Origin of the sequence: Psychrobium sp. MM17-31 (genome assembly GCF_022347785.1) — a bacterium.
Lineage (GTDB): Bacteria > Pseudomonadota > Gammaproteobacteria > Enterobacterales > Psychrobiaceae > Psychrobium.
The window spans coordinates 143,513-164,891 of record NZ_JAKRGA010000004.1; the positions used below are offsets into that span (position 1 = coordinate 143,513).

A 21,379-nucleotide genomic window follows, 5' to 3' on the forward strand; every position below is an offset into this window, starting at 1 on the left:
AATTATAACTGTTTTGACCAAATGCCGCTAGCCCAAGTTAGCGCTCATTTGTGATTAATTGCGCATATTCTTTGCGCTCGTCACTGGTTAATCCTTCGACGCGGTCTTTGTGGGCAAGTTGCTCTAATCGCAGCTCTAAATGCTTGTTAATAATTTGCACTATGGTGTCGACAAAATGCGATTGTAAGTTGCTGTCGTCAACGTCGTGTTGCCAGCTAGCAAGCTTGAGCAAAGCGCCGTATTCTGGGGCGTTACGCCAGCGCTCTAGTAATTGCGGGGCGCTAATTTGTGGATTCTCACGCACTTGGTCGACGAGCTTTTGCAGTAGATCTGTGCCCTTGAGATTTACCTGATCAAGCGGCGGCATGCCTTCGAGCGATAGCGCTAAACTTGGGTGCTGAACCAGTAAACCAATGGCTTGACGAACGATAGTGCCGCGATTGGCTTTTTTGCGTTGCTGTTTGTTTTCACTTGGCGTTTCTGGCGTGATGAAACGGTTGAGTGATTCGCTGTCCATACCGAGGTATTTCGCCAGCTTGTCCTTCATCATTTGCTGGAATACGCCATCGCTGATGCTGTTGACCATCGGCAGTGCAAGGTTGGCGAGTTTTGAGCGGCCATCTTCACTTGCCATGTCGACTTGGGCGATGAGGTTGTCGAACATAAACTGCGACAAGGGCAGGGCATCGTCCACTAATTTTACAAATTCGTCGTGGCCGACTTCGCGGATCATTGAATCGGGATCCTCGCCATCGGGTAAGAACATGAATTTGATTTGGCGGCCGTCTTGCAGCTGCGGCAATGAGTTTTGCAGTGTGCGCCATGCGGCATCACGACCGGCGCGATCGCCATCGTAACAGCAGATAATTTCGCTGGTGTTGCGAAACATCAGTTGAATTTGTTCACTAGTGGTGGAAGTGCCAAGTGAGGCCACCGACCAATCGACGCCGTGTTGTGCGAGTGCTACTACGTCCATGTATCCTTCTACAACGAGTAGACGTTTTAAGTCGCGATTGGCTTGTTTAGCTTCGTAAAAACCGTATAGCTCAAGGCCTTTAGAGAAGATTGGCGTTTCTGGCGAGTTGAGGTATTTCGGCGTTGAGTCGTCGAGTACACGGCCACCAAAACCAATAACACGGCCACGACGATCGCGGATCGGAAACATCACGCGATGACGAAAACGATCGTAAACCCGGCCTTTTTCGTTTTTGATTAATACACCGGTATCTAACAGCTGAGTTTCACGTTGCTTGTCGAACTTGCCGCCGTTGTGGGTAAATTTATCTTTAACCACTTGCCAGTCATCTGGCGAATAACCAATGCCGAAACGTTTGGCGACATCGCCGCTAAGACCGCGCTTTTTCAAGTAGTCGATTACCTGTTGACTGTTGGTGTTGGTTTTAAGCTGCTGACGGTAGAAACTCGCTACCTGATCCATTAGCTGGTAGTAATCGAGCTTTTGTTGCTTTTCGATGCTGTATTGCTGCGCCGATTTTTTGCTATCGCCACTTTGCTCGCGCGGTACATCAAGATTGTACATGCTGGCGAGTTCTTCGATGGTGTCAACAAAATCGAGGCGGTCGTATTCCATCAAAAATGAGATGACATTACCGCTAACACCGCAACCAAAACAATGGTAGAACTGCTTTTCTTGGCTAACGTGAAACGATGGTGTTTTTTCACCGTGAAATGGACAACAGGCGACGTGGCTTTTACCAGCCTTTTTGAGTTTAACTCGTGAATCAATTAGTTCGACAATATCGGTGCGTGCAATGAGATCATCAATAAATTGTTGTGGAATTAAACCGGCCATGAAAAATCGTGTGTCTCTTAGGTGAAGCAAAAAAGTTAGTTTACATCTTTCGAACTGGGATCAAAAGCGAGTAAATTTATTGGGGAGTAGAAATAAAAATGCCGCGCTAAAAGCACGGCAAATTTATCACTAGTTGTGCATTGCTGCACTGAAAGATTAGGACTTAGCTGTTTAACGCAGCCTTGATTAAGCCACTAATTTTTCCTAAATCAGCGCGACCTTGAACTTGCGGCTTGAGTAGGCCCATGACCTTACCCATCTGTTGCATTGAAGTCGCTCCGGCTTCTTCGATAGCAGCTTTGATCAACGTGTTGATCTCGTCATCTGTCAGTGGTTTTGGAAGGAATTCCTCAATCACTGTGATTTCTTGCTGTTCTACCTCGGCAAGATCTTGACGATCTGCTTCAATGTATTGCTGTGCGGCATCGCGGCGTTGTTTAACCATTTTAACGAGTACAGCTAGTACAGCTTCGTCGTCTAATGTGGTTTGCTCGTCGATTTCGATTTGTTTCACAGCAGCTTGAGCCATGCGAATTGTCTTTAAGCGTAACTTTTCTTTGTTACGCATAGCGACTTTCATTTGCTCAGATAATTGCGCTTTTAGTTCCATGATCTTACTAAAATCCAACTAGTGCTTAGTAAAGACGCTTGCGACGTGCGTTGTCACGGCTTAGCTTTTTAGCTAAACGCTTAGAAGCTGCAGCTTTAGCGCGCTTACGCTCAGTTGTTGGCTTCTCGTAGTGCTCACGACGACGAACTTCAGATAAGATACCTGCTTTTTCGCATGAACGTTTGAAACGACGTAGTGCTACGTCAAATGGTTCGTTTTCTCTAACTTTAACTATTGGCATTTGCCTTTCACCTCGAAGGTTTGTTTCATTAAGCCAATTGCAATTTTTTGCAGGGCCGTAAAAATTTGGTGCGCTATTTTAGTCTAAGCAGCGGGGGCTTGTAAAGAAAGATCATAAGCAAGCTGCAAAATTAATTTCATCAGCGTACAATTGCCGCCTATTTATTGAGTTTGAAGCGACAAAAAGATGCGAATTTTAGGAATTGAAACCTCTTGTGATGAGACTGGGATTGCCATTTATGACGATGAACAGGGACTGTTAGCACACAAATTATACAGTCAGGTTAAGCTGCATGCCGATTATGGTGGCGTTGTTCCTGAATTGGCTTCGCGTGATCATTCGCGAAAGATCATTGGTTTGATCCGCGAGACGTTAAAAGCGGCAAATTGCACGCAAGACGATCTCAATGGGATCGCCTACACCGCAGGACCAGGCTTGGTTGGCGCGTTATTGGTTGGTGCATCCGTGGCACGATCCTTAGCTTATGCGTGGAACAAACCAGCGGTTGCTGTTCATCATATGGAAGGCCATTTATTGGCGCCAATGCTGGAAGAAAATAAGCCTGAATTTCCGTTTTTAGCCTTGCTAGTTTCTGGCGGTCACACGCAAATGGTCAAGGTTGATGGCATTGGTGAATATGAGGTAATGGGCGAGTCTATTGACGATGCGGCCGGTGAAGCCTTCGATAAAACGGCAAAATTGCTTGGTTTGGATTATCCGGGTGGCCCTCGTTTATCTAAATTAGCAGAATCGGGAGATAGCTCACGTTTTACTTTCCCGAGACCGATGACTAATAAGCCGGGTTTGGATTTTTCGTTTAGTGGTTTGAAGACTTTTGCAGCAAATACGATCAACGATCATAGCGAAAATGGTGAAATGCCAGACCAACAAACGATGGCTGATATCGCCCGCGCATTTGAAGATGCCGTGGTTGATACGCTAATGATCAAATGTAAGCGCGCGTTAAAAGAAAGTGGCCTAAAGCGTATAGTCATTGCTGGCGGCGTAAGTGCCAATCGTCATTTGCGTGAGCAATTAGAAATTTTAATGAAGTCGCGTGGCGGCGAGGCGTTTTATCCAGCGTTGGAGTTTTGTGCCGACAATGGCGCAATGATCGCTTACGCAGGCATGCAGCGTTTGAAAGCCAATCAAACAGTAGGCTTAGAGATTAGTGCTACGCCACGTTGGCCAATGGATCAACTGCCTCCTGTTTAGGTAAGGTTTTTGTAAAGGAATTACACAGTGAAATTATTTATTAAATTAATGTTGGCGCTTGTCATCATCGCAGTTGGTGGGCTTTTTATTCTTAAAAAGCCAGACGGCACACCTTGGCTCAATATAAATGATTTCACGCCATCAACATCGCCGTTAGAAAATATTACTAAGCAATTTGAAAGCTCATTAAATGATGCCCAGCAAAGCGCGGCTGAGCTTATCGGCGACAAATCAGTTGAAAACAAACCTGTCATTTATCGATGGAAGAATCAGGATGGTAACTGGCAGATGTCTGATTTACCTCCGACGGACGGCACGCCTTTTGAGACAGTGCATGTCGAGCAGAGTGGCAATATCATTGATTTGTCTGCTGGAAGTTCTCAAGTTGTTGAAAATAACAAGCCAAGTGTAATAACTAATTATTCATTAATGATTCCAACTCCTACGACAACTTCGTCACAGCAAACCAAAAAGCTTATTGAAGACGCTAAGAATATTCAGTCTTTGTTAGATAAACGTGCCGAAAAAATCAAGGCTGCGACTGAAAGCACAAAGGATTAGTAGTGCACGAGATGTAACGGGCATCACGCATCGCCTTTCTTCTACTTTTAGTAAGAACTGGTTATTCAAATGAGTTTTTCATTTATATCGTTTAGCTGAAGCTTGAGACGATATTTGACTTAAATTTTTATCCTTTCTGAATTATTTATTCTTGTGCCAACTGTCATTATTCTTTACCGAGCAGTCAGCGTTTAATTCAACAACTTCGATTGCTTCAGGTACATGTCTGAAGTTACTAAATTTCCATTTGTAGAAGCTTGTTATTAATTGCGTACTTAGTTCTTTGGGGCCTTCTATAACACGGACATTTGAAGGTGATTTATTAGTGAGTTCAAATCTAATTTTGAAGACTGCATTAGCGCAAAGCTTTTTATATTCTTGCTCGATTTTAGGCGAGTAAGTGATATGTCTAATACCTTGAGGTGGGCAATAGTTATGTTCTTTGCAGGCGGTTATAGCTAATACGTTAGTTGATACCAGCAACGCTGAAAGCAGCAAAAGAAATCTTATTTTCAATTAGTCTTCCCCTTTCTTAAACTTCTTCCACACCTTAGGCTCTTCACCTTTTAATAATCGTTGGATATTTGGATGGTGACGGATGACGATGAGTGCGCAAAGCATGACTACGGGAATGGTGTATTCGGGTTTAATGTAAAAGGTAAAAATTGGCGTTAAAAATGCGGCGCAGATTGCTGCAACTGATGAGTAGCCAGTAATTAATAAGATCACAAACCAACAAGCGATGAGCATGCCGCCGAGATCTGCACCGATGGGGAAAATTGCGCCCAGAGCGGTCGCAACGCCTTTTCCGCCTTTAAATTCAAAGAAAATTGGGAAGATATGACCAAGACATGCCGCAATAGCGATAATGCCAAGCGCTACGGGTGGTAAGCCAAGGAAGTAAGAGCACCAAACGGGAATAGTGCCTTTGAGCATATCTGCTAAGAGGACAAGAATGGCGGGCGTTGTGCCGCCAATTCGCAGCATGTTTGTCGCACCGGGGTTGTTAGAACCATGAGTTCTTGGGTCTGGCAGTTTGTATGCGCGCGCAACAATAACCGCACTAGATAACGATCCTGCAAGGTAGGCAATAATAACCATCATTATGGTAAGAGGGATCGTCATTTAGTTTCATTCATCCTAGCGTGGTGGCGATTGCAGTAGATTTAGACATTATGGCTGTTTTCCTTTTTAAAATAAGCTATATTAGCGCCGTTTGTTAATAGCTTACATTTTGCCCTTAGCGGCTAAGTATATGCTGTTAAAATAAAAAAAGGTATCCGACCTTTATTAAGTTTCACACCTTATTTGAGAAGCCCTATGGACATCGTTTTTATTAATCAGTTAACCGTTGAGACAACAATCGGCGCGTATGACTGGGAAAAGACTATTAAGCAAACGCTTAAGATCGATCTTGAGATGGCATGGGACAATAGAGCGCCTGCGCTGAATGATGACTTAACCAAAGCGTTAGATTACGCCACTGTGTCTGAGCGCATTACTAGCTGGTTAGAAGCGCAAAAAATCGAGTTAATTGAAACTGTTGCCGAGCGCATTGCGGAAATGCTGATGGATGAATTTGCTATTGAATGGCTCAAGTTGACTATCCACAAACCAGATGCAGTAGCCAATGCTGGCGGTGTTGGTGTGATGATTGAGCGTGGAGTTAAGCGCTAATGGCGCGTATTTATATTAGCTTAGGAAGCAATATCAATAAGGCCCATAATGTGCGTCAGGGTATTGCTGCTATGCGTGAGTTCATTAGCGATTTTAGTGTCTCAGATGTCTTTGAAAGTGAGTCTGTCGGTTTTGATGGCAGTAACTTTTATAATTTGGTGTGTGGTGGTGAGACACAGCTCAGTGTTGATGAAGTTTGTACGCGTCTGCGTCAAATTGAAGTGGATAATGGGCGTGATCGCAGTGCTAAAAAGTTTAGTTCGCGCACCTTAGATCTCGATTTATTAGTGTATGACGATTTGGTTGTTGAGCAACCGGCGCAATTACCGCGTCATGAAATTGATAAAAATGCGTTCGTATTGTGGCCGTTAGCGCAAATTGCTCCGGAATTTATTCACCCTGTATTAAACCTTTCTTTTTTATCGTTGTGGGATAACTACGACAAATCTCAACAATCGCTATGGGCGGTTGAATTCGACTGGCAAGGAATTATTTAATGTCGATTCTCGAAATCTTCATCTTGGCGCTGATCCAAGGTTTTACCGAATTTTTACCTGTTTCAAGCTCGGCGCATCTTATTTTACCGTCGCAAATTTTAGGCTGGAATGATCAAGGCTTGGCATTTGATGTCGCTGTCCACATCGGGACATTATTGGCGGTAGTGATTTATTTCCGCAAAGAAGTCTTTACTCTCTTGGGAGCTTGGGGCGCGTCATTTACTGGAAAACACAACGGCGAAAGTCGCTTGGCGTGGTTTATTTTATTAGGCAGTATTCCACTGGGCTTAGCAGGTTTTTTAGGGAAAGATTTTATTGAGTTGTACTTGCGTAGCGCTTGGGTGATTGCTGCATCGACTATTATCTTTGGTCTGTTGCTGTGGTGGGTCGATGTTAAAGCAAAGCAAGTAAAAGATGAGTACGAGTTAACCTTGTCTAATGCCTTGTTTATTGGCTTGTCACAAGCAATAGCACTTATTCCTGGTACGTCGCGTTCAGGTATTACCATGACGGCTGGTTTAATGCTGGGAATGACGCGTGAAAGCGCAGCGCGCTATTCTTTTCTATTGTCGATTCCTGCAATTATTATGAGTGGCGGCTACATGGCACTTGGCTTTTTAGATGAGGGTGTTGTAGTCAATTGGAGCGAGCTTGGCTATGGCGCAATTTTGTCTTTTGTCAGTGCGTATTTGTGTATCACATTCTTCCTGAAAGTGATTAGCAAAATGGGTATGTTGCCATTTGTGATTTATCGTTTATTACTCGGTGCAGGCTTAATTATCTTCTTATCAGTTTAGAGCCATTCTTTAGTATGGTTAACGATGAAATACCATGGCGTTTTTGCGAGCGGTGGTGTTTCATCTTAACTTTTTCATTAGTTTCTATCCTTTCTATTTAAATCAAATCGTTAGTTAATTTTACTCATCTTACCTCCTTGTTATTTCGAGTGTCATGGCGATTTTTCGTGCATATATTGCACTCTCTACTAAGATCTACAGGCCCAGTAAGGGCTTATCTGGAAAGCTGAACTGGGATTTAAGCTATACCGTGAGAGGTATATGTAGGTTCCGTTCAATTAACAGATAAAGGTAGTTGCTATGAAGTATTTTAGTAGTTTTAAGATGTCCTTTATGTTGGTGGTTAGTTTAGTTTTAACTGCTAATGGTCTATTTGTTAGCAAGGCATACAGCTCTGCTGACGATCAACGTAAAAAGATTGCAGATATTCATTTCCCCGACAGTAAATTCCGACGTTGTATTCAAGATCATCAAAAGATCTATGTAAAAGATCTCTTTTCAATTTTTTGTAATTCACGAGATATCAGTGATGTTACTGGAATTGAAGAGTTAAGAGCGCTGCGCATAGCGCACTTAAATAACAATGAGATACGCAAAATAGATGTCAGAAGAAACATTCATCTCATTGGTTTGTATTTGAACAATAATCAATTGAAGCATCTAAATGTTAGAAAGAATAGAATGCTTAAACGATTGTTTTTAAATAATAACAACATCAAAAAAATTGATCTAACGAGTAATGCGAAGCTGGACTATTTGCTCTTGGAAAATAATGAACTTAATTATTTATATCTTGGAAAAAATCACTTGTTAGATCGATTGAATGTTAATGGCAATCAACTCAAGAAACTTCTACTACACAAAAATCCTAACTTATTGATGCTTAAAGCTGATGAAAATCACTTACAAACTTTAGACATTAGCAGTAGTAGTGAATTGGAGTATTTATCGGTTATTGATAACGAGCTAACCGAACTGAAAGTGGGTAAAAGTCCTAAGCTTAAAGTATTGAAAGCTATTTATAATAATTTCGATCGTCTGCACTTGGTCAAAAATAAAAAGCTAAAAGAACTATCTTTTAATCAAAAAGTTAAGTGTATTGGTGCGGTGTGCCCAATGGCAACACATGAGCGTCCGCGACTCGCAGATATAGCGTTTAAAGACGGTAATTTAGAACAGTGTGTGCTTAATGCTAATTCCGATTATGTTGATCAGTTATCGACTCTAAGCTGTGTTGGTAAAGGGATTATGTATAGCGATGGCCTTGAGCAGCTCACAGCGCTTGAACATTTAATATTGCGCCAAAATTATTTAACCACTATCGATGTGAGTCAGATGACGATGTTGCGAGAGTTGAGCTTGCTCAAGAATAGTATTCGAAATCTAGATATTACGCATAATTCGAAATTAGAAAGGGCATTATTGGGGAGTAATGAGTTAACCGAATTAGATGTAACGAAAAACGCTATGCTGACGCATTTATTCGTTAACAGTAATAAGCTTGAGCAGCTCAATGTCGATAATAACCCTGCACTAGTTAGTTTGTTTATTCGTGAAAATCCGATGGTAAGTATCGATGTTAGTAATAATGCTGCCTTAGAAACCATTAACCTCGATGCGACCACCGTGTGTTATGGCGAACCTTGTCCTAAATATATTGTTGATTCACAAGTCGTCGGTAATGGAATTTTTAGTCCTTCTGAATTGCTTGTAAATCACGGGCATGTGGCTAAATTCTTTATCAGATCAGATGTCGGTCATCGCATTGCGAATCTGGTGGGGACATTGGATTGTGCTGGTGAGTTAGATGGCAATATTTATACAACACAGCCTATTACTCAGCGCTGTCGTATTTATGTTAGCTTTGAGCAAGAAAAGCTAGTCGATATTGCTTTTGCTGATGAAAACCTCAGAAACTGTATTCTTAAAGCTAATGAAGATAAAACTCATGCCTCTGAAATTACAAAAGTTAATTGCAGTAGTAAGGGTATAGTGTCAGCTAAAGGCATCGAAAAATTAACTGAATTAACCAGTCTAACTTTGCGCAACAATCAGCTTACCGATATCGATTTATCGCACAATACTAAGTTGCGTACTCTCTCTTTATTAAAGAACCAGATAACAGATATCGATTTGTCTAACAATGGATTGCTCGATCGTGTTGTGTTAGGTAATAACCGATTAATGGCATTAGATGTGAGCAGTAATACGGCGCTGACGGCACTGTTGTTAAACGATAATCAGCTCACGGCAATTGATGTGTCTAATAATCCAGTCTTGTTGCAGCTGTATTTATTGCGTAATCAGTTAACTGATGTGGACTTAACCAACAATACCTTGATTAATGATTTGCAAATTGATGATGGCGTTACTTGTGTCGGTATTGCCTGCAATAACTAATTTGCTATAGCTAATTTTGCAAAGAAATGAATTAGCCCAGCTAGTTTTAATTAATAGCTGGGCTTTTTGTGTCTTAATCCGAAATAGCGGCAACGCGTGCTTTAAAGAGTGCTGGTTTGATCGCTGGACCTGTAATGCCTTGTTTAATGATGTCTTGCACATTAACAGCACTGGCTTTGTTCAAATAATCGAGCATAGTTTGGCGTTGTGGATAAGGTTCATCTTCAAAATGGAGGCGGCCTCTGGCGTCGGCTTCACAAGCGAGTAGAAATTGCTCGAAACGCTGTGGCTTACGCCAAGCATCGGTCTTATCAAATAGCTTAACAATGGTATCTTTGCGCATTTCATCCATGCGATGGATTTTACAGTGATGATCGCTAACCATCAGTGCTAAATCTTTGTAGGTATTTGGCACTCGCAAGCGCAGACACAATTGTTCGATGAGTGGCAATCCGAGTTGACCGTGCCCGTGATGAGAAGGCCACTTCTCTGGTGGAGTGACGGCTTTACCAAGATCGTGAATGAGGGCGGCAAAGCGCACTTCGCTATCAGTAGTTAGTTCACCGGCTTTTTGCAAAACCATCATGGTGTGAATGCCACTATCAATCTCAGGATGCCATTTGGCGGGATTTGGCACGCCGTAAAGGTTGTCTAGCTCTGGGAAAAGCACTGCGAGTGCGTCGCAAGCTCTTAAAACTTCGAAAAACACCTGTGGTGATTGTGAATCCAGTGCGCGTGATGTTTCTTGCCACACGCGTTCGCAGGTGAGGTGATCGAGTTCGCCACTGTTTGCTAGCTCTCTCATTAACTCGATAGTGCTAGCGTGTACGGTGAACCCTAGATGCGCGAAACGAGCAGCGAAGCGAGCGACGCGCAAAACGCGTAGCGGGTCTTCACTAAATGCTGGCGATACATGACGTAATATACGATTGTCGAGATCGGCCTGTCCACCGTGTGGATCAAACAGTTCACCTTGCTCGTCTTGAGCAATGGCATTTATGGTGAGATCGCGACGAATAAGGTCGTCTTCCAGCGTGACATCTGGCGCACTATACACCGTAAATCCGGTGTAACCGCTGCCCGACTTGCGTTCGGTACGCGCTAGCGCATGCTCTTCTTTGGTTTTAGGGTGGAGAAATACTGGAAAGTCTTTACCAACTTGTTGAAACCCTTGCGTCAGCATTTGCTCAGGTGTAGCGCCAACTACCACCCAATCGTGGTCTTTTACTTCAATATTTAATAGTTTGTCGCGAACTGCACCGCCAACGAGGTATATTTCCAAAACACTTTCCAATTCATTCAATAACGCGACTAGTATATTAAAAATTAATCATTGCTCAAAACGCAGCTGAACTTTATGCTATAGCGCGGATCTGAGAATGAGTTTCAGTTGTTTTAATTGTAGGGATGAAGGAATAAATTATGTATCAGGCTTTTTACGGCCTTAATGAAGCGCCATTTACCATAGCGCCCAATCCCAAATATTTGTTTTTAAGCCAGCAGCATCAGCAGGCGGTGACTCATTTACAATACTGCCTTAAAGAAGGCGGTGGTTTTGTGCTGCTCACCGGTGAAGTGGGCACAGGAAAAACTACCTTAGCCCGTTCATTGCTAAGCCAGCTTGATGACACCACTGATATCGCATCTATCTTAAACCCAGCGCTGAGTGAATTAGAACTGCTGGCGACGCTGTGTGATGAGCTTAAAATCGATTATCCGGCTGATCCAACGCTCAAACAGCTTACTGATCTTATCGCAGAATTTCTATCGAATAATCATCAGCAAGGGCGTAATACCTTATTGGTTATCGATGAAGCGCAACACCTACAAGCCGAGGTATTAGAGCAGCTTCGTCTTTTGACCAATCTTGAAACTGATCATAAAAAGCTATTGCAGGTAGTGCTAATTGGTCAGCCAGAATTGCAACAACAACTCAAACAAAATCATTTGCGTCAGTTGGCGCAGCGCATCACTGCGCGTTATCACTTATTGCCACTCAATAATGTTGATGTTAGTGCTTACATCGCCCATCGATTAGCTATTGCAGGACGCGATAGTGCGTTATTCACTAAAGCGGCTTGTAATAAGGTGCATCAATTAAGCGGCGGCATAGCCCGTATTATTAATTTGATTTGTGATAAAGCACTGCTTAGCGCTTACGGTCAACAGCTGACGGAAATTGGCCCGAAAACGATTACTGAAGTCGCACAAGATATTTTGGCGATTGATATGCCTGTTAATAAATCAGTTGCTACGCCGCCATGGGCAATGCCAGCTTTGGTGAGTGTTTTTACTATGCTGATCGGTTATGGCATTACAGCTTGGGCATTAAATCAAACCGCCCAAGAGCAACAAACCAAGGTGATTACCCAGCCTGTTAAAACGATACAGCCATTGGTTGAAATGAAAGCTGATAATAGTCAACTGACGTCTATTTTGCGAGAAGCAACCAGTCAATCAACGGCGTTTTCGGCACTAATGGGGGCATGGGGCACAGCACATGGCGCAGGTAGCAATGGCTGTGTGCAGGCTAAGAGTTATGGCCTGCGTTGTTTCGCCGCTAGCGGTTGGCAAGCGTTATTAGAATACAATCATCCAGCATTAGTGACGCTAAAAGACGGCGGTCAATTGTATTACGGCGTGATTTTAAACGCCGATGATGAGCAAGCTATCAAAATGCAATTTAATCGCTCGCAACTCACCGTTACCAAAGCGTGGTTATTAGAGCGATTAACAGGGGAGTTCACCTTGTTATGGCAGCCAAATTTTGATTATGAGCGCGCATTAAATATCGGTCAGCGTGGTCAAGGAGTGAGTGAGTTAGCACAAATGCTCAATCAGCTTTATGCGCCGGGGAGTTATCCCAGCGATGTGTTTGATGATCAGTTGCGACAAAAAGTGAGACGTTTTCAAAGCGACAATCAACTGATGGTAGATGGAATTGCTGGTGCAAAAACACTGATTCGCTTGCAAAGCGTTACTGGCAAAAACACACTGCAGCTACGAGGTAATCAATAATGAATCAATCGTTTAATAGCTGGTGGCTGTTACCGTTAGTAACTTTGGGCTGTGGTATTGCTATTGCCGTTTTTAATCATACTCCGACTCCGACGATTAGCGCGGCGACTGAGAGCTTACAGCAAGTGCCGATGCAACAGCCTGTTTCCGCTGCACAAACAACAAATACTCCATTGCAAGTGACTCAAGTATCACTGCCTCCTAAGCCACTGCCATATCAGCCGCGATTAACGGCCAAGTTAAAGAACGATCGCGTGGTGGTTGAGCAAGAATCGGCGCTGACAACTATTCAGCCTAAGCCAGCGACAAATGCTGCGGTTGTAGAGGACTTTTCTCGCGTTAAGGACTCTGTTCAAGCAGGTCAGTTAACTGCTTCGCAATCGAAATTAGCCCAGCAGTTTAGCCAAGTGATGCAGGAGATGGCCAATGAAGAGGCAGCTCCGAAATCAGAGGTGAAGTTGCACGCGCAGCCGCTGACGCTTTACCCGCAATGGTATCAAGATTTGGTACCCGCCTTAGAGTTTAGCTCGCATATTTATGCCAGTAACGCGGATGATCGTTGGGTTCGAGTTAACGATCAAGTGGTGAAAGAAGGCGAGCTCATTAACGCAAATATGCGTTTGGTTCGCGTCGAGCCGCAAGAAGTCGTGATTGAAATGCAAGAACGCCACTTTACGCTACCAGCTTTGAGTAGCTGGTAATATTTTATTTTTTTAATCTACACTTTGTAAACGCGTGCTCAATGAGGTGTGCGCATTACAGATAAGGAATCACAATATGGACGTTATCGATACGCCACAAAACCCACCTGAAAATTCTGAGCCAGCGCTAGTAACACCGCCGCCAGCTCCACCTTACAGAAAAGTACCTGTTGTTTTTGGTGGCGATGCCAAAGAATTCTTCGGTATCTGGATTGTCAATGTGCTACTAACGATAGTTACATTGGGTATTTATTCTGCATGGGCTAAAGTGCGCACTCAGCAATACTTTTACGGCAACACTAAAATCGAAGGCCACGCCTTCAGTTATTTAGCTCAGCCATTGCAAATTTTGAAGGGACGAATCCTTGCGGTAATTTTATTTGCTATCTACACACTGACACTGCAATTTTACCCAGTTTGGGGGTTGGTAGTGATTTTTGCGATGTTGTTTTTGGTGCCTTGGCTTATCAATCAAAGTCTGCGTTTTAACTTGCGAATGAGTAGCTATCGCAACGTGCGCTTCTCCTTTAAGGGCTCATACGGCGAAGCCTTTGTCTATTTCATTTTGTTGCCTATTGCCTCTGTTTTTACTCTGTATTTGATGCTGCCATTTGCATTTAAGAAAATGGATGAATACGTTCACAATAACATTAGCTATGGCGATAAAAAACTGAGCGCTAATCTCAAATCGGGCGAATATTACGTGACAAGTTTACTCGTGTTTGCACTGTCGTTTGGGGTGATTATCGCTATGGGTATTATGATGGCGGTGTTTGGCGGCATGGGCGCGTTAGCTGGTGTGGAGTCAGATGCTGCAACGACAGGCATGGGTATTGTTATGATGGTGGCAATGATGGCAATGTACATCTTGATGATCAGTCTTTGTAGCGCGGTTTATCGCGGTAGAATTCGCAATCACATTTTGAATAACTGTGAGTTTGATGGACTAGCACAGCCTCGTTCTAACGTTGATATTTGGAGCTATGTGAAGCTTATTTTTGTCAATGTGTTAGCCGTTGCTTTAACCTTTGGTTTTGCCTATCCATGGGTGAAAGTGCGTACGGCACGTTTCTTATCACAAGCAACGTCAGTGCTAATCGATAATGAAGCAGATGGCGCTATCGATGAAATGGTAGAGTCGCAATCGGCCTTTGGTGAAGAAGCTGCCGAAGTATTTGACGTTGATATTGCGTTAACCTAATGCAGTCAATTCACGGAAATTACTACTTCCCAAGAAGTAGCAAATCGAAAGTCGCAACGGTATCAGTGGTTTCTGATACCGTTAGTGTTCATTACGACAATCAATGTGCGTTCATTGTTGAAAAAGATCACATTCAAGTTAGCTCTCCCATTCCAGGTGTCGCAACAGAAATTGAGTTTAAAGACGGTGGACGTTTTATTGCAAGTGACGCGAGTCAGCGGCTTGAGGTCGGTAATTCTCAACTAGAAAAGTTGGAAAAGAATAAGCCACTTATTGTTGCATCTATTGCATTAATACCTTTGTGCTTATGGTTTATTCTGGCGGTGGGAATGCCTTACGTCGCTGATAAATCTGTGGCTCTGGTGCCACAATCTGTTCCCGAACAAATGGGTAAGCAGTCGTTTGAAATTATCGAAGAATTATTTCTTGAGCCTAGTGAACTGCCAGAAGAGAAGCAAGAAGCGGTAAAGAAACAATGGCAAGATGCCATTGCTAGCTTGGTTCTATCACAAGACGTTAATTACAATCTTCACGTTTATAAGAGTGAGTATTTTGGCCCCAATGCTTTCGCATTGCCCAATGGCACTGTAGTTATTACCGATGCCCTGATTGAAAAGCTCGATGATAAGCCAGATGCAATCCTCGCTGTCTTGTTACATGAAATTGGCCACGTAGAAGGCAAGCATAGCCTGCGTTTAGTGGCGCAATCTATCAGTAATACGCTGGCTATTGCGGTTATTTTCGGTGATGTCGACACGCTGGGTGAGGCCATTCTAGGTACGGGCTCTGCGTTAGTGATGAACGCGTTCTCTCGTGAGATGGAAGAGGAAGCGGATGATTATGCACTAGCTCATTTGGTTAAGCTGGGCAAATCACCTGAAGCATTTGGCGATGCGATGTCAGTGTTTCTCGATCTAAAATCTCAACACGAAGAATCTGACTTACTTAAGTATTTATCGACTCACCCAGAGGTAAAAGACCGTATTAAGAAAGCCAAGGAATACGGACTGTTTACTGAGGAGTAGTATTTAGTTACACATTGTTTGGCTAGATCGAAATGCCGTGGGAACTTATTTAACTTATTGATCACTAATCCTTTACTAACACGAGGATGAGTTATGAATAAAGTGAAAAAGTTTATTAAAGAAAACCGCGGTATTATGATCTTTTTACTCTTAATGAGTATGTTTAGAAGTGCCGTAGCCGACTATAACAGTGTGCCAACTGGCTCGATGATTCCCACCATTATCCCCGGTGATCAAATCACCATCGATAAACTTGCTTACGATATTAACGTTCCCTTTATTTATCATTCCTTAGTAAAGCTTGGTGACCCCAAACGCGGCGAAATAGTAGTGTTTGAATCGCAAGCCGCTGATATGCGCATGGTTAAGCGAGTGATTGGCGAGCCGGGTGATGTCGTTGCAATGCGTGACAACAAGTTATTTATTAACGGCAAGGCCATGGATTATCAAATGAACTCGGCGGAAGTTGTTGAGCAATTACCTGAGCTTGCGCATCAAATTCAAGTTGTTGGCTATAGCGATATTACATCATTTGGCCCAGTGACCGTACCGCAGGATCAATACTTGGTACTTGGCGATAATCGCAATAATAGTTCTGACTCACGCGTTTACGGTTTTATTCCACGTGATGAGATAATCGGCCGCGCAACACGCGTGATGGTTTCATTTGATTATGATGCTCATTACAAGCCGCGTGGCGATCGTTTGTGGAAGCCGCTTATTTAGATCGCTATTGCAATCCTTATGTAAATCTTTGTATAAATGCTTGCCAGTTAAGTCAAGATGGCTATAATGCCGCTTAATGATAATTATTACTATTTAGAAGGTTGCTATGAAATCGATGATCGCAATGGCTGTTGGCATGATGTCAGTAGCGGGTTCATTCGCAGTACAAGCTGCAGAAGAAGTTAATATTTACTCTTACCGTCAGTCGTTCTTAATCGATCCTGTGGTAGAGAAATTTGAAAAAGACACAGGCATCAACGTAAACGTAGTATTTGCTAAGAAAGGCCTAGCGGAGCGTTTAAAGCGCGAAGGTAAATTAACTAAGGCAGACTTGGTATTAACTACTGATATCAGCCGTCTAATGGAATTAAAAGACAAAGGCCTAGTGGCTGCAGTCGATAGTAAAGTTATTGAAGGTAACGTACCTGCAAACTTACGCGATCCAGAAGATGAGTGGTTTGCATTAACAACGCGCGTACGTAATGTTTACGCGTCAAAAGAGCGCTTTGGTAACAAAGCGATCAGTTACGAAGATTTAGCTAAACCTGAATTCAAAGGCAAAATCTGTACTCGCAGTGGTAAGCATCCTTACACAGTAGCACTTGTGTCTTCGATGATTGCACATCACGGTGAAGCGAAAGCTAAAGAATGGTTAATGGGCGTTAAAGAAAACTTAGCGCGTAAACCGCAAGGTAACGATCGTGGTCAAATCAAAGCTATTGCTGCTGGCCAATGTGATGTTTCACTAGGTAACAGCTACTACTTCGGTAAAATGCTAACAGACGCTAAGCAAAAACCAACAGCCGATCAAGTACACATCTTATTCCCGAACCAAGACGGTCGCGGTGCACACGTAAACGTGAGTGGTATGGCGCTAACTAAATATGCTCCAAACAAAGATGCTGCTATCAAGCTAATGGAATACCTAACAGGTGATTTAGCTCAAGGTATCTACGCTCAAGTAAACATGGAATACCCAGTTAAACCAGGCGTTGAAAAATCTAAATTAGTTGCTTCTTGGGGCGACTTTAAAGCTGACGATTTAGCGATGAGTGACATTGCGAAGTACCGTCCTACTGCACTTAAGTTATTAGACCAAGTTAAATTCGATTTATAATCAATAGCGGCCCAGCCTATCTTAAGCTAAGATAGGCTCAGCCAATATTTAGGACAGGTTAGTCCTTGATAAATTGAATGTTATAAGAGACTTATTTTGATAGTGCTCAACAAGAAATGGCCAGCGTTTAGCTGGCTTTTATCGTTTTTACTCTTCCTTCCGCTACTCGCTATTATTTGGCAATCCTTTGGCGATGACGGCAATGTATTTGCTGAGTTATGGCAAAGCGTACTGCCTGATTACATGCTAAACACCGCACTTGTCGTTGGTACCGTCGGCTTTTTATCGATGCTAATAGGTGTACCTGTCGCTTGGCTGGTGGCAATGTGCGAGTTTCCGGGGCGCAAATTATTTTTATGGGGCATGTTGCTTCCTTTAGCTATGCCATCTTATGTTGTTGCCTTCGTTTATACCGATTTATTGGAATATGCCGGGCCTGTCCAAACGGCGCTGCGTGAATTCTTCGGCTGGAAATCGGCACAAGACTACGCATTTTTCGATGTTCGTACCTGGTTTGGCGCCGCGGTGATGCTGGCTCTCGTGTTATATCCTTATGTTTATTTGTTGGCGAGAACGGCGTTTCTCGAGCAATCACAGTCATTGGCACAATCCGCGCGGATGTTAGGTGCCAATGCGTGGCAGAGTTTTTGGCGGGTGTCGTTACCATTAGCGCGTCCAGCGATAGCTGTTGCTGTGGCTTTGGTGGCCATGGAGTCACTGGCTGATTTTGCGGTGGTGCATTATTTTGCGGTGCCGACTTTAACAACTGCGGTGTACGATACGTGGCTTGGTTACGGCAGTTTAGCGGCGGCTGCGCGTTTGTCGGCGTTAATGCTGGCTGTCCTGTTTGTACTTATCGCATTAGAGCGCGTTGGCCGAGCCAAGCAGCGCCATTATCAGCGGGCTGATTCGGGCGAGCCTGTTATGCGCCATCAGCTTAGTGGTATCAAAAAATGGTTAGCGACATTGTTGTGTTTAACTATCTTTATGGCGGGCTTTGGCGTGCCATTTATTTCATTAGTGAATATGGCGATTGATTATTTTGATGTGTCGTGGAATCGTGAGTTCTTCGATTACAGCGTCAATAGCCTACTGTTAGCATCGACGGTTTCCTTGGTGTGCTTGTTTATTGCTATCTTACTTGGTTACTTTAAGCGTCTATCAAGCGGTAAATATGCTGCGCTAGCGCCGAAAATCGCTAGTACGGGTTATGCACTGCCGGGCACTGTGCTGGCGATTGGTGTGATAATTCCGCTGACACTATTCGATCACGGCATCAATGAGTTCCTTGAGTCTTTCGGTATTGAAGGCCCGGGCTTGTTGCTTTCAGGTACTGTCTTTGCCATTGCTGCAGGTTATACGGTGCGCTTTTGTGCCATCGCTATCGGTTCTATTGAGTCGAGCTTTAATAAGATTTCGCCATCGATTGATATGGTAACGCTGACCTTAGGAAAATCACCATTAGGCATGTTGTTTAAGGTGCATTTACCACTGATCAAAAAAGGCTGTTTTGCGGCGCTGTTGTTAGTGTTTATCGAATCGATGAAAGAGTTACCAGCCGCGTTGTTATTACGCCCGTTTAACTACGAAACACTTGCCACTTATGTTTATCAATTTGTGTCTGACGAACAATTAGAATACGGCGCACTAGCCGCTATTGTGATTGTTTTGGTTGGACTAATTCCTCTTGTTTTCTTAAATCGTTCACTGGAGCAACAACACTAATATGACGCAGTTAACTATCAGTAATTTGTCGAGCAAATACGACGACAAAGCCGTTATCGAAGGGTTGTCGCTTAGTTTAGAAAGCAATGAAATCGTCGCGTTATTAGGGCCTAGTGGTTGTGGTAAAACGACCTTGCTGCGTGCCATTGCAGGATTGCAGCCTATTTGTGACGGTGAAATATCGCTGGGTAATACGGTAATCAGCACGCCTAAGAAATCAGTGCCGAGCGAAAAGCGCAATGTTGGGATGATTTTTCAGGATTATGCCCTGTTTCCACATTTGAGTGTTAACGACAACGTGGCCTTTGGTTTGCAAAAACTTGATAAGTCGAAACGTCAGGCGGTGGTTGATGACATGCTGCGCTTGGTTAAGTTATTGGGCTATGGCGATCGTTTTCCACATGAATTATCAGGTGGTCAGCAGCAACGTGTCGCTATCGCTCGTGCTTTGGCCTACAAACCGCAACTCATGCTACTCGATGAGCCTTTCTCAAATATCGATAGCCAGTCGCGTGGCGAGATTATGCAAGAGATGCGTCAGATCCTTAAAGAGCAAGGCGTGCCAGCGGTTTTTGTGACTCACAGTAAAGACGAAGCCTTTGCGTTTGCCGATAAAATTGCCATCTTTAACGATGGAAAAATCGAGCAAATTGATAGTGGGAGTGTGTTATATGCACAACCTAGTTCTTGCTATGTCGCTAATTTTATGGGAAAAACTAATTACTTAACCATTGAAAGTGCTACCAAAGAGCATTTGAATACGGCACTGGGACCACTAACGTTGAATGGCGCTGAGCTGCCATTGGATCATAATGTGGTGATGTTGCGACCTGAGCAAATTGTTATTGATGAAAACTCAGCGCATAGATTTGTTGTTAAACAGGCGATATTTGCTGGTAGTCATTGGATTTATCAAGTTGCAGCAAAAGCTGACGATAAGGTGTTAGTGGAAGTGCATTCACATGAGCGTTTAGCGCTGGACCAAGAGCTTGGTTTGACGGTGACAGCGCACCAATGGGTAACTTTTAAAACATAACTCTAGAATAGAATAATAATCAGCACGCGCAGCAAGCGTTGGAGTAATAATGGCAAGAGAACAATCTGGAATTTGCGCCGAAGGAAATTTACATAGCCAATATTTGCTATTCGATTGTCATGAAGGCATGGAGGCTGCTATTCGCAGCCAGCTGGTGGAAATCAGTCACTATCTCGAAGAGATGGCTGACGAATACAGTGATGTGGCGTTTTCAGGCTTTATTGCCGTGGGCGCCAATTATTGGGAAAACCTCTATCCCGATTCCAAACCAAAGATGCTAAGGCCATTTCCATCACTCAGCCAAGATGATCGTCATGCGCCAGCTTTTCCTATCGATCTCTTTATTCAAATTCGCTGTGATCGCAGCGATATTAATCATTTGGTCAGCCGTGAGATTTGTTTGATGCTTGAAGATCTTGCCAGCCTCGTCGAAGAAGTTCGTGGATTTAGATACTTAGACAGTCGCGATCTTACTGGTTTTGTCGATGGCACCGAAAATCCTAAAGGCTTGCATCGCCAAGAAGTGGCGTTAGTTGGTGAAGAAGATAATGAATTCCGCGGCGGTAGTTATGTTCATATTCAGCGTTATGTTCATGATCTTACACAGTGGGATAAGCTAAAGATCAAAGCACAAGAAGATATTATTGGCCGCACCAAGCAAGACAATCACGAATATTCATCGTTTAACAAACCGAAAACCTCGCACATTCGCCGTACAGGGTTAAAAGATGATGCAGGCAATTCTGTTGAGATCTTACGCCAGTCGATGCCTTATGGTGATATGAAAGAGCAGGGGCTGTTCTTTATTTCCTGTTGTAAAACGCCGCTAAATTTTGAATTAATGCTGCGTAGTATGATTGTTGGTGACAATAAAGGGCATTACGATCATTTACTCAAATATACCCAAGCAGTAACTGGTGCAGCGTTCTTCGCGCCAGCGGTGAGTTATTTTTCAGCGCATAGCTAGTTTGCCTTTCAGGCAATAAAAAAGAGAAGATAAGGCTTCTCTTTTTTTATGT

At 43.3% G+C, this 21,379-nt stretch carries 21 protein-coding genes; 15 read left to right on the forward strand and 6 right to left on the reverse strand.

What is annotated here, in order from left to right; translation table 11 throughout:
• Positions 1-37 precede the first annotated feature (37 nt).
• The 3 genes from dnaG to rpsU all read right to left on the reverse strand — a co-directional run bounded on the left by dnaG (position 38) and on the right by rpsU (position 2,664).
• On the reverse strand, positions 38-1,813 hold the full coding sequence (gene dnaG / locus MHM98_RS13425) for a DNA primase (protein WP_239439860.1): 1,776 nt from the start codon (positions 1,811-1,813) through the stop codon (positions 38-40).
• A gap of 163 nt (positions 1,814-1,976) precedes the next feature.
• Positions 1,977-2,423 (reverse strand): GatB/YqeY domain-containing protein, encoded by a 447-nt coding sequence (locus MHM98_RS13430; protein WP_239439861.1) that lies wholly within the window; start codon positions 2,421-2,423, stop codon positions 1,977-1,979.
• 25 nt (positions 2,424-2,448) lie between these two features.
• A complete protein-coding gene (gene rpsU / locus MHM98_RS13435; protein ID WP_239439862.1) occupies positions 2,449-2,664 on the reverse strand; it encodes a 30S ribosomal protein S21 in 216 nt (71 codons plus the stop codon).
• A 186-nt stretch (positions 2,665-2,850) separates the two neighbouring features.
• On the opposite strand from rpsU, the gene tsaD reads away from it, so the two are divergent.
• A complete protein-coding gene (gene tsaD, locus MHM98_RS13440) occupies positions 2,851-3,879 on the forward strand; it encodes a tRNA (adenosine(37)-N6)-threonylcarbamoyltransferase complex transferase subunit TsaD (RefSeq protein WP_239439863.1) in 1,029 nt (342 codons plus the stop codon).
• 27 nt (positions 3,880-3,906) lie between these two features.
• A complete protein-coding gene (locus MHM98_RS13445) occupies positions 3,907-4,440 on the forward strand; it encodes a polymorphic toxin type 28 domain-containing protein (protein ID WP_239439864.1) in 534 nt (177 codons plus the stop codon).
• Positions 4,441-4,581: 141 nt separating this feature from the next.
• Here the strand turns inward: MHM98_RS13445 and MHM98_RS13450 are convergent, their stop codons facing one another.
• Together MHM98_RS13450 and plsY are read right to left on the reverse strand one after the other, a co-directional pair.
• Positions 4,582-4,956 (reverse strand): hypothetical protein, encoded by a 375-nt coding sequence (locus MHM98_RS13450; protein ID WP_239439865.1) that lies wholly within the window; start codon positions 4,954-4,956, stop codon positions 4,582-4,584.
• The gene (gene plsY, locus MHM98_RS13455) at positions 4,957-5,565 is read right to left on the reverse strand and encodes a glycerol-3-phosphate 1-O-acyltransferase PlsY (protein WP_239439866.1); all 609 of its coding nucleotides are present in this window, start codon (positions 5,563-5,565) and stop codon (positions 4,957-4,959) included.
• 195 nt (positions 5,566-5,760) lie between these two features.
• On the opposite strand from plsY, the gene folB reads away from it, so the two are divergent.
• The 4 genes from folB (at position 5,761) to MHM98_RS13475 (ending at position 9,811) form a co-directional block, all read left to right on the forward strand.
• Positions 5,761-6,117: a dihydroneopterin aldolase gene (gene folB / locus MHM98_RS13460; protein WP_239439867.1), complete on the forward strand. Its 357-nt coding sequence runs from the start codon at positions 5,761-5,763 to the stop codon at positions 6,115-6,117.
• Entirely contained in the window at positions 6,117-6,614 is a 498-nt protein-coding gene (gene folK, locus MHM98_RS13465; RefSeq protein WP_239439868.1) for a 2-amino-4-hydroxy-6-hydroxymethyldihydropteridine diphosphokinase, read from the forward strand. Before folB ends, folK begins: the two co-directional genes overlap by 1 nt.
• Positions 6,614-7,411, forward strand: coding sequence for an undecaprenyl-diphosphate phosphatase (locus tag MHM98_RS13470; protein WP_239439869.1), 798 nt, complete (start codon positions 6,614-6,616; stop codon positions 7,409-7,411). Before folK ends, MHM98_RS13470 begins: the two co-directional genes overlap by 1 nt.
• A gap of 300 nt (positions 7,412-7,711) precedes the next feature.
• Positions 7,712-9,811, forward strand: coding sequence for a hypothetical protein (locus MHM98_RS13475; RefSeq protein WP_239439870.1), 2,100 nt, complete (start codon positions 7,712-7,714; stop codon positions 9,809-9,811).
• Positions 9,812-9,884: 73 nt separating this feature from the next.
• Here MHM98_RS13475 and MHM98_RS13480 read toward each other — a convergent pair whose 3' ends face one another.
• A complete protein-coding gene (locus MHM98_RS13480) occupies positions 9,885-11,093 on the reverse strand; it encodes a multifunctional CCA addition/repair protein (protein WP_239439871.1) in 1,209 nt (402 codons plus the stop codon).
• 140 nt (positions 11,094-11,233) lie between these two features.
• Here MHM98_RS13480 and MHM98_RS13485 point away from each other — a divergent pair, with 140 nt between their 5' ends.
• From MHM98_RS13485 to MHM98_RS13525, 9 genes are all read left to right on the forward strand, one after another.
• The gene (locus tag MHM98_RS13485; protein WP_239439872.1) at positions 11,234-12,829 is read left to right on the forward strand and encodes an ExeA family protein; all 1,596 of its coding nucleotides are present in this window, start codon (positions 11,234-11,236) and stop codon (positions 12,827-12,829) included.
• The gene (locus MHM98_RS13490) at positions 12,829-13,530 is read left to right on the forward strand and encodes a general secretion pathway protein GspB (protein ID WP_239439873.1); all 702 of its coding nucleotides are present in this window, start codon (positions 12,829-12,831) and stop codon (positions 13,528-13,530) included. The genes MHM98_RS13485 and MHM98_RS13490 overlap by 1 nt, the downstream gene beginning before the upstream one ends.
• A gap of 76 nt (positions 13,531-13,606) precedes the next feature.
• Complete coding sequence (locus MHM98_RS13495) at positions 13,607-14,731, forward strand: YjgN family protein (protein ID WP_239439874.1); 1,125 nt, start codon at positions 13,607-13,609, stop codon at positions 14,729-14,731.
• A complete protein-coding gene (locus MHM98_RS13500; protein WP_239439875.1) occupies positions 14,731-15,756 on the forward strand; it encodes a M48 family metallopeptidase in 1,026 nt (341 codons plus the stop codon). Before MHM98_RS13495 ends, MHM98_RS13500 begins: the two co-directional genes overlap by 1 nt.
• Before the next feature lie 93 nt (positions 15,757-15,849).
• Positions 15,850-16,482, forward strand: a complete 633-nt coding sequence (gene lepB / locus MHM98_RS13505; protein ID WP_239439876.1) for a signal peptidase I — start codon at positions 15,850-15,852, stop codon at positions 16,480-16,482.
• A 115-nt stretch (positions 16,483-16,597) separates the two neighbouring features.
• A complete protein-coding gene (locus tag MHM98_RS13510) occupies positions 16,598-17,599 on the forward strand; it encodes a Fe(3+) ABC transporter substrate-binding protein (RefSeq protein WP_239440117.1) in 1,002 nt (333 codons plus the stop codon).
• Between the two features lie 93 nt (positions 17,600-17,692).
• Entirely contained in the window at positions 17,693-19,324 is a 1,632-nt protein-coding gene (locus MHM98_RS13515) for an iron ABC transporter permease (RefSeq protein ID WP_239440118.1), read from the forward strand.
• Position 19,325: 1 nt separating this feature from the next.
• Positions 19,326-20,360: an ABC transporter ATP-binding protein gene (locus MHM98_RS13520; protein WP_239439877.1), complete on the forward strand. Its 1,035-nt coding sequence runs from the start codon at positions 19,326-19,328 to the stop codon at positions 20,358-20,360.
• 49 nt (positions 20,361-20,409) lie between these two features.
• Positions 20,410-21,327 carry a Dyp-type peroxidase gene (locus tag MHM98_RS13525; protein WP_239439878.1) on the forward strand — a complete coding sequence of 306 codons (918 nt, stop codon included), beginning with the start codon at positions 20,410-20,412 and terminating at the stop codon, positions 21,325-21,327.
• The last annotated feature ends 52 nt before the right edge of the window (positions 21,328-21,379 follow it).

What these genes read in the sequence shown, in the direction of transcription:
- MHM98_RS13470 (WP_239439869.1), top strand. Translation starts at nt 6,614, where the DNA reads ATGTCGATTCTCGAAATCTTCATCTTGGCGCTGATCCAAGGTTTTACC.
- folB (WP_239439867.1), top strand. Translation starts at nt 5,761, where the DNA reads ATGGACATCGTTTTTATTAATCAGTTAACCGTTGAGACAACAATCGGC.
- MHM98_RS13500 (WP_239439875.1), top strand. Translation starts at nt 14,731, where the DNA reads ATGCAGTCAATTCACGGAAATTACTACTTCCCAAGAAGTAGCAAATCG.
- MHM98_RS13495 (WP_239439874.1), top strand. Translation starts at nt 13,607, where the DNA reads ATGGACGTTATCGATACGCCACAAAACCCACCTGAAAATTCTGAGCCA.
- MHM98_RS13485 (WP_239439872.1), top strand. Translation starts at nt 11,234, where the DNA reads ATGTATCAGGCTTTTTACGGCCTTAATGAAGCGCCATTTACCATAGCG.
- MHM98_RS13475 (WP_239439870.1), top strand. Translation starts at nt 7,712, where the DNA reads ATGAAGTATTTTAGTAGTTTTAAGATGTCCTTTATGTTGGTGGTTAGT.
- folK (WP_239439868.1), top strand. Translation starts at nt 6,117, where the DNA reads ATGGCGCGTATTTATATTAGCTTAGGAAGCAATATCAATAAGGCCCAT.
- MHM98_RS13510 (WP_239440117.1), top strand. Translation starts at nt 16,598, where the DNA reads ATGATCGCAATGGCTGTTGGCATGATGTCAGTAGCGGGTTCATTCGCA.
- MHM98_RS13520 (WP_239439877.1), top strand. Translation starts at nt 19,326, where the DNA reads ATGACGCAGTTAACTATCAGTAATTTGTCGAGCAAATACGACGACAAA.
- MHM98_RS13525 (WP_239439878.1), top strand. Translation starts at nt 20,410, where the DNA reads ATGGCAAGAGAACAATCTGGAATTTGCGCCGAAGGAAATTTACATAGC.
- MHM98_RS13490 (WP_239439873.1), top strand. Translation starts at nt 12,829, where the DNA reads ATGAATCAATCGTTTAATAGCTGGTGGCTGTTACCGTTAGTAACTTTG.
- MHM98_RS13430 (WP_239439861.1), bottom strand. Translation starts at nt 2,423, where the DNA reads ATGGAACTAAAAGCGCAATTATCTGAGCAAATGAAAGTCGCTATGCGT.
- tsaD (WP_239439863.1), top strand. Translation starts at nt 2,851, where the DNA reads ATGCGAATTTTAGGAATTGAAACCTCTTGTGATGAGACTGGGATTGCC.
- rpsU (WP_239439862.1), bottom strand. Translation starts at nt 2,664, where the DNA reads ATGCCAATAGTTAAAGTTAGAGAAAACGAACCATTTGACGTAGCACTA.
- plsY (WP_239439866.1), bottom strand. Translation starts at nt 5,565, where the DNA reads ATGACGATCCCTCTTACCATAATGATGGTTATTATTGCCTACCTTGCA.
- dnaG (WP_239439860.1), bottom strand. Translation starts at nt 1,813, where the DNA reads ATGGCCGGTTTAATTCCACAACAATTTATTGATGATCTCATTGCACGC.
- lepB (WP_239439876.1), top strand. Translation starts at nt 15,850, where the DNA reads ATGAATAAAGTGAAAAAGTTTATTAAAGAAAACCGCGGTATTATGATC.